Consider the following 6,762-nt stretch of genomic DNA (forward strand, 5'->3'; position numbering starts at 1 on the left):
CCTATGGCTTTCACTTTCCCTTAATTGACGGCACCGAAGTGGCCATTGCCTTTATGAACGGCAACCCCGATAGGCCGTATATAGCCCATGCCATGCACGACAGTGCTCACCCTGACCCTATCACCACCATCAACAAACACCGCAATGTCATTCGCACCCCGGCCAACAACAAACTGCGCATGGATGATAAACGCGGGCAAGAGCACATCAAACTGGCCACCGAATACGGCAAAACGCAACTTAATATCGGTCACTTAGTTGACCAAAGCAAAGCGCAGCGTGGCGAAGGCTTTGAGCTAAGAACCGACGAATGGGGCGCCATAACAGCTGCACGGGGATTATACTTAACCACCCAAACCGAGCCCAAAGCGCAAGGCAAACAGCTCGATATGCAAGCGGCAATCACCCAACTTGAAAATGCGCTCTCCATTGCCAAAGCGCTACAAAATGTCGCTACCCAGTCCGAAGCGCACCGCGCCGACACCGACAGCCAAGAACAGCTCAAGGCCAACTTAACGCAGCTAATCCAAAGTGGCTTACTGGCCTATGCGCAAGAAGGCATCGCCCTAACTAGCCCTGAAAACATTCAACTATCGACAGCTAACAGCCTCACCTTTACTAGCGAAAATCAAACCGACATCAACGCTTTAAACAACGTCACTGTTTCATCGGGCGAAGCGATTGGTTTATTTGCGCAAAAAGCGGGCATGAAACTATTTGCCAACCAAGGCGATATCGAGCTGCAAGCCCAAAACTCCAATCTGAATATGGCTGCTAAGCAAGATGTTAAAGTTGATAGCGTGGATGGCAAGGTGACCATTACCGCCAAAGACAACCTCACCCTTATTTGCGGTGGCTCTTATATCAAAATCAGCAGTGAAGGCATTGAACTGGGCACACAGGATAATGTTTATTTTAAGTGTAATGTGATGCAGATGATGGGAACAGCACAAAAAAAGATTCAAAACGAATTACCTTCCATTTGTAAGGGGGTACAAGAAGATAGTGCTGAAAAACATGCCATTATTGTGGAAAGAAAATAATGATTAAAACAATTTTAGACGAAGAAATAAATCACACTATTGCTGAGCAAATTCAGCAATTTGGTAAAATGTATTTATTAGTTGATCCCAAAATTAATGATAATTTTTTCTTTGATAATTATTTTGAATTTGAATCAATAGTACCGATTCGTGATAGGCAAGATACCGTATCACAAGATCATGAACTCTTGCAACTATGCGCCATACCTAAACAAACAACCTATATCGAACAGCTTATTATTGAACTCAAAAATAAAAAATCGGCAGCGATAGCGCTCATCGCTTCACCTTATTCGATTAAATATATACAAAACCATATTAATAATGCGATGTTTATGTCATACAATGGAAGCAAGTATCTTCTACGGTTTTATGACTCACACGTTTTAAAACACTTAATTGAAATATTGAATGAAAAGCAATTAAATAACCTATTAGGTTGTATTGAATATTGGTATTACTGGCAAAATAGCTACACCCAATTGCATCATAAACCTGAATTAATCTTATCCAATATCAACTATCACCCAAACAATGGCTAAAAATCGAAATAGCGCAAATTTACAACGCTTATGAATATCAGCTAGCCAAACAACAACAAAAACCTTTATCCAACACCGAGCAGCGTACATTAAAACAACTATTAGATTGGATATATAAAGTAACATTTTATCGACCTAACCAACAAAAAATGGACGTAATTATTCATTATGCAATGGCACAACCTGAACAATTTTTCAGACAAATTAATGATGATTTATTATTTGAATTAATGACAAACCAAAACATAAATCAACTTGAACAATATTTAAAGAATTTAGATTAGGAATAAAACATGGCAAATCTGGAAAATTTAGTTAATCTAATATTAGCAGCAAAAATCAAACAAAACGATTCAGGTAAACGATGCCCAAAATGCCAAGAAAAGGAAGGCGACTTAATTGTACTGCCAACTCGCTTATCTATTTCTGGCTTTATGGGTAAAAACAAAACACTTAAACATAATCTTAAAGCAGACGTTGAACTGCCGCCTTTACCTGATTTTGCTCAACAAATGGTATCGAATTTGCCATTGGAACACTCAAAATATTGCGTACAAATGTTAAGGCAAGGCTATTTATATGTTCTTGAAGATCGAAATAACGGCGAAAAAAAATGGCGTGCTTTTACATCAAGCCCGACTGGTTGCTTAGTGGAATATAGCGATATAAACACAGTACCAAACACTTCACCAACCTATAGCTGTAACATTGCTACAGACGGAGCTGATGCTTCTTACATCAGTTTTAAAAACAGTAAAGATATCTTTAAAATTCATTTTTTATTTAGCCCTAACAAAATAACCAATAAGCGGTTAGAATTTTACCAAACCACGCCTGAATTTGAACTAAATGGTATAACGCCAGAACAAATCCGAAGTGGTCAAAAATCCATAAAAGACGACGACCTGCTATCCAATATTTTAGAGTTATCAGCGGCTATGAAAATAGCCGAACAAGAATCGTTTTTACATAGCAAAAGTCCCTATGATTTTAGAACAGGCGAACGAGACTATGCACACCAACAATTACAGGTAATACATTATATATACAAGCAACGTACCTTTTTTTATGATAAAGACATCATGCAATACTATTTTCGTTATTTATCGCTATATAAAACATTAAAAGAGCGCCAAGGTGCAGCTATTGTAGTGCATGATGCTATCGGCATAACTCAAAGTTTAAATAAACGCCGTCATCAAGCCCTTGAAAAAGTAATGAAACCATGGATGGAAGGCAAAGATAATGAAGGCATATCCAACGAACACCGTTTAATCATTTTAAGGCAACTATTAGGGTTTAAAGAATCGTTTCATCAGCACCGAATCAAGCAGATAATCAAACAAAATAAAAACTGGGAAAAATATGCCCATTGGAATGACGATAAAATAACCCTTCCAGCAATTCGTGATATAGCAAATAGCTATAGAAGTAAAATTTTCAAAAAAATGGAAGAAGAATTACTAGAACAACAAACTGAAGAACTATCTAAAGAGGATTTTAAAAAATTTTATTGGAATCGTCTATCACAAGAAAAAATGGACAAATTTGAAAAAGAATTTAATGAGCTCAGTCAAAATGTAGAAGAACTGGCAGAAAAGCGGGCTGATGATTACATAAAATGGTTAAAATCAAGCCAGCTAATTTCTGCATTAGATTTATATGACGACACACAAACCATAGATGGCATTATGTTTCAATTACAAATGAGCGTTTGCCTGTGTGGAGTAAGCAGTTCAGAAAAAATTAGACAAATTCTGGATGAATGGTGGCTTGAACCTCAAATAACCCAAGCCAATTTATGTATGCGCACCTATCTTTTTAACAACAAAAATTTAATTGATAATATTAACGAATATCTCGATATTCAACAAAACATCGCGATCAACGAATCGAGTGACGATAACAGACAAATGCCTGATGTAGATAATGCCATTAGCTTACTAAATAAATTAACCGATCATGTTAATCAAACCGATCGAGTGGTAGAAATAATGGCAGAACGTGGCTTTCCAATAGCATTGTTATCAGTTACTTTTGCCGATTTAGTTAGAAGTTTTTTAAGGGTAACCACCCAAAGATTTAACCAAACGATTCAAAACCGTTTAGGCAATCTAATTTTGGCAAGCATTAGAACAAGAGCGCTTGAAATGTATGAATCAGGCTATAGTATTAATGGACATACATTTAGAGCCACACCCAGACGGGGTGCTCCGCAAATAACACGTGTTGCTCGTAACAATTTTACCAATGCAGATTTAGTTAATACTAAAATTGCCATGATGATATTTGCATTTAGTGGCTACGAATCCGCTAAAAAATTAATCAATGGTCAATGGAACAACCCACGTGAATTTGCCGAATTAACCGCATCACTGATGGGAAGTACAGCTGCAGGAGTGCAAATATTAACCAGTGCAGTGCAATGCTGTATCGAAAACAATCCGAATTCAAGAACCGCAACGGTCACCTATAATGCTTTTGGTCGATACTTTTTATGGTCAGCGAGTTTATCATTAATTGCCGGGGGGATATCGGGAGTGTTGGATTTTATAGATGGATATGAAAAACGTAAAAATAATCATACAGGTATGGAAATTGCATATTATGCAAGAGGTCTTGCAACCATACTGCTAAGTATTTCCCAATTTGTGGTTGTTTTAGGCACGCTAGTGCCATGGCTAGAGAATATTATCACAACAAGTATAGAGCGCACCATTTGGGTAAGTTTAGCAGAAGTAGGGTTAACCATTGGTCGATTTGCTATTGGCGCTCAAGCCGCAGCTACGTTGGCTTGCATTATTTTTTATGCCTCAGTAATTATTATTGTGGTTAGTGTATGTTTCATTATTATTGATGATAACGCCATGCAAAAATGGCTTGACCGCTGCTGTTTTAGTAATAAACCTGATCGCAAAAAATTTGCTGACTTAGGCGAAGAACTGACCGAGTGGCATCAAGCACTACAGGAGACCTTTTAATATGTACGTTGGTGAATTTTTATTATGGTTTGGTAGTGCTATAAAAGCCGAAACTCGCAAAAAATTAAAAATGGGCTATACCAGTGGCGATATGACGCTAAAAGAGGTTCAAAAAAACTACACTCAAGAATCCGTCAGTAATAATCCCAGACCAATAGGACCTTACTACGCCTATAACGATCGCTATTTAGAGATCCGTGGCGGCATGTTTGAAAATTTTCGGGGGATTTTGACTTGGATTAGTTTGCTTATTTTTTTTATTCCTTACAGTGCTGGCTATTTAAGTTTAGGTATTATATTAGATTTATGTATGGATGAAGTAACCAATAAAGCATCTGCTTATTTTGCAATGACAATTGCGTCGATTATTTTTTTTATTTCAACTTACTTATGTATCCGCTATTTCCGCTATATTTACCGATTTGAACTATTTACCATCCGCCATATTCGGGTACGGTTTAATCGAATTACAAAGCAAGTATATATTCAACGCCCTAAATATTGCGGTGGCACGGTGGTATTTAAGTGGGAACATATTATGCCCGCCAACTTTGGCGAGACTGGCTCAGACATGGGGGGCACTAATATGGTCAATCTAATAACCTTTCATCCTTATAAAACTGGCTTTCCGGTTGCTCAATCCGTCGGCATTGGCAAAAATACTTATCATGCCCAAGACTATAAAGACGAATGGGAATTTATTCGCCGGTATATGGAGCACGGCCCCGAAAACTTGCCAAAACCACGCCTAAGCACCCATTTACCCATGCCTTTTCATGGCTTTGAGGGGCATATAAAGCCCATGATTCATGCAGCTAAAAATGCCCCAACGGCATGGGTGTATTTACTGCTTATTCCTGTATTTTTAATTTTATTACCGTTTTACACTATCGGCTACTTTATTTCGGAATGCCTGTGTTGGCAACCGCGATGGCCAAAAGTTATACGCCAAGCCGGTAAAGTGGGCAAACCGATCCCTAAAGAAACCACCTTAGCTGACTATCCCCCAAACATACAGCAAGCTCTATTAGATAGCCGTTTGCAATGGTGTGTGCGTGACGAAAAAACAGGAAAGTTCGTTGATTATGGAAATTCATAACATAAAAACACTTTTTAAAATAATAACAACAGGATTTAAAATCAATGTACGTTGGTGAATTTTTATTATGGTTTGGTAGTGCTATAAAAGCCGAAACTCGTAAAAAATTAAAAATGGGTTATACCAGTGGCGATATGACGCTAAAAGAGGTTCAAAAAAACTACACTCAAGAATCCGTCAGTAATAACCCCAGACCAATAGGACCTTACTACGCCTATAACGATCGCTATTTAGAGATCCGTGGTGGCATGTTTGAAAAATCAATGACCACTAGTCGAGGTAATGCTAATGTAGATAAATTCAAAGATACCCACCTAGTTGATTATGAACAACTAAACACAGCTAAATATAATGCAGAAAAAAAATGGCGAACAGCAGTGTATGACACGTCAGTATCTAGTGCGATGAATGTCTTTACATTTGCTTATCAATATCTACAAATTAGTGGTTTGAAAACTAATTTGAATACATTAACCGATTCAGCATTTATCGACAAAGCTTCAAGAGCATTATTAAGAACCTATCTTGATATCGCTTTAACTGCCTCTTATGCCATTCTTGATGGCATAAAACTAAAAGCACTGTTTTGCGAGCGTGACAAAACACTTACCGATTTACTTGGTAAAATTGGTAAAGCTGGCAAAGTATTAGGTTATGTGGCTAAATCCATTGCCATAATCGACAGTTTTGGTGATCTATGTCGCTCAATGAATGCCGTAACCCGTGGTGATCCTGGCGCAGTAGAATTTATGATAAGCTAAACCATTGGGTTTGCCGCAGCAGGGCTTAGCATAGTATTGGGCATTGCCGCCCCGTGGACAATCGTGCTGTTTTTAGCCCCATTTGTGATTGGAATGGCAACACATTTTCAAACAAAAAAATTAAGGGGTAAGTGTTTTTTAAATTCAACGGGAGGCAAGTAGCCTAACGAAGAATGTAATCGTTTATGATTATACCAATAAGCATAAGCCGAAAAAGCGCGTTGTAACTCAGCCGTTGAGTTAAAACGTTGGCCTTTTACAAATTCCGTTTTAATTGTTTTAAATGTCGCTTCCGCTACCGCATTGTCATAAGGACATCCTTTCTTGCTTAATGAA

At 37.9% G+C, this 6,762-nt stretch carries 7 protein-coding genes; 6 read left to right on the forward strand and 1 reads right to left on the reverse strand.

Features of this window, described 5'->3' with window-relative positions; genetic code table 11:
* The 6 genes from A9G35_RS06975 to A9G35_RS06995 form a co-directional block, all read left to right on the forward strand.
* The coding region (locus A9G35_RS06975; protein WP_141673816.1) for a DUF2345 domain-containing protein at window positions 1-1,043 on the forward strand (1,043 nt) is incomplete at its 5' end.
* On the forward strand, window positions 1,043-1,585 hold the full coding sequence (locus A9G35_RS06980) for a DUF4123 domain-containing protein (protein ID WP_065636254.1): 543 nt from the start codon (window positions 1,043-1,045) through the stop codon (window positions 1,583-1,585). The genes A9G35_RS06975 and A9G35_RS06980, both read left to right, overlap by 1 nt.
* 149 nt (window positions 1,586-1,734) lie before the next feature.
* Window positions 1,735-1,869, forward strand: coding sequence for a hypothetical protein (locus A9G35_RS13915; protein ID WP_255305991.1), 135 nt, complete (start codon window positions 1,735-1,737; stop codon window positions 1,867-1,869).
* 9 nt (window positions 1,870-1,878) lie between these two features.
* On the forward strand, window positions 1,879-4,566 hold the full coding sequence (locus A9G35_RS06985) for a T6SS effector BTH_I2691 family protein (protein WP_065636255.1): 2,688 nt from the start codon (window positions 1,879-1,881) through the stop codon (window positions 4,564-4,566).
* A 1-nt stretch (window position 4,567) separates the two neighbouring features.
* The gene (locus A9G35_RS06990) at window positions 4,568-5,665 is read left to right on the forward strand and encodes a DUF6708 domain-containing protein (RefSeq protein ID WP_065636256.1); all 1,098 of its coding nucleotides are present in this window, start codon (window positions 4,568-4,570) and stop codon (window positions 5,663-5,665) included.
* Window positions 5,666-5,709: 44 nt separating this feature from the next.
* A complete protein-coding gene (locus A9G35_RS06995) occupies window positions 5,710-6,426 on the forward strand; it encodes a hypothetical protein (protein WP_065636257.1) in 717 nt (238 codons plus the stop codon).
* 107 nt (window positions 6,427-6,533) lie between these two features.
* Here A9G35_RS06995 and A9G35_RS07000 read toward each other — a convergent pair.
* On the reverse strand, window positions 6,534-6,762 hold a 229-nt coding region (locus A9G35_RS07000), incomplete at its 5' end, for an IS3 family transposase (protein WP_141673768.1).

The organism is Gilliamella sp. Choc5-1 (assembly GCF_001690595.1).
Lineage (GTDB): Bacteria > Pseudomonadota > Gammaproteobacteria > Enterobacterales > Orbaceae > Gilliamella > Gilliamella apicola_M.

Bases quoted from the DNA above. Each gene is read 5' to 3' on its own strand.
- A9G35_RS06980 (WP_065636254.1), top strand. From the start codon at position 1,043: ATGATTAAAACAATTTTAGACGAAGAAATAAATCACACTATTGCTGAG.
- A9G35_RS13915 (WP_255305991.1), top strand. From the start codon at position 1,735: ATGGACGTAATTATTCATTATGCAATGGCACAACCTGAACAATTTTTC.
- A9G35_RS06985 (WP_065636255.1), top strand. From the start codon at position 1,879: ATGGCAAATCTGGAAAATTTAGTTAATCTAATATTAGCAGCAAAAATC.
- A9G35_RS06990 (WP_065636256.1), top strand. From the start codon at position 4,568: ATGTACGTTGGTGAATTTTTATTATGGTTTGGTAGTGCTATAAAAGCC.
- A9G35_RS06995 (WP_065636257.1), top strand. From the start codon at position 5,710: ATGTACGTTGGTGAATTTTTATTATGGTTTGGTAGTGCTATAAAAGCC.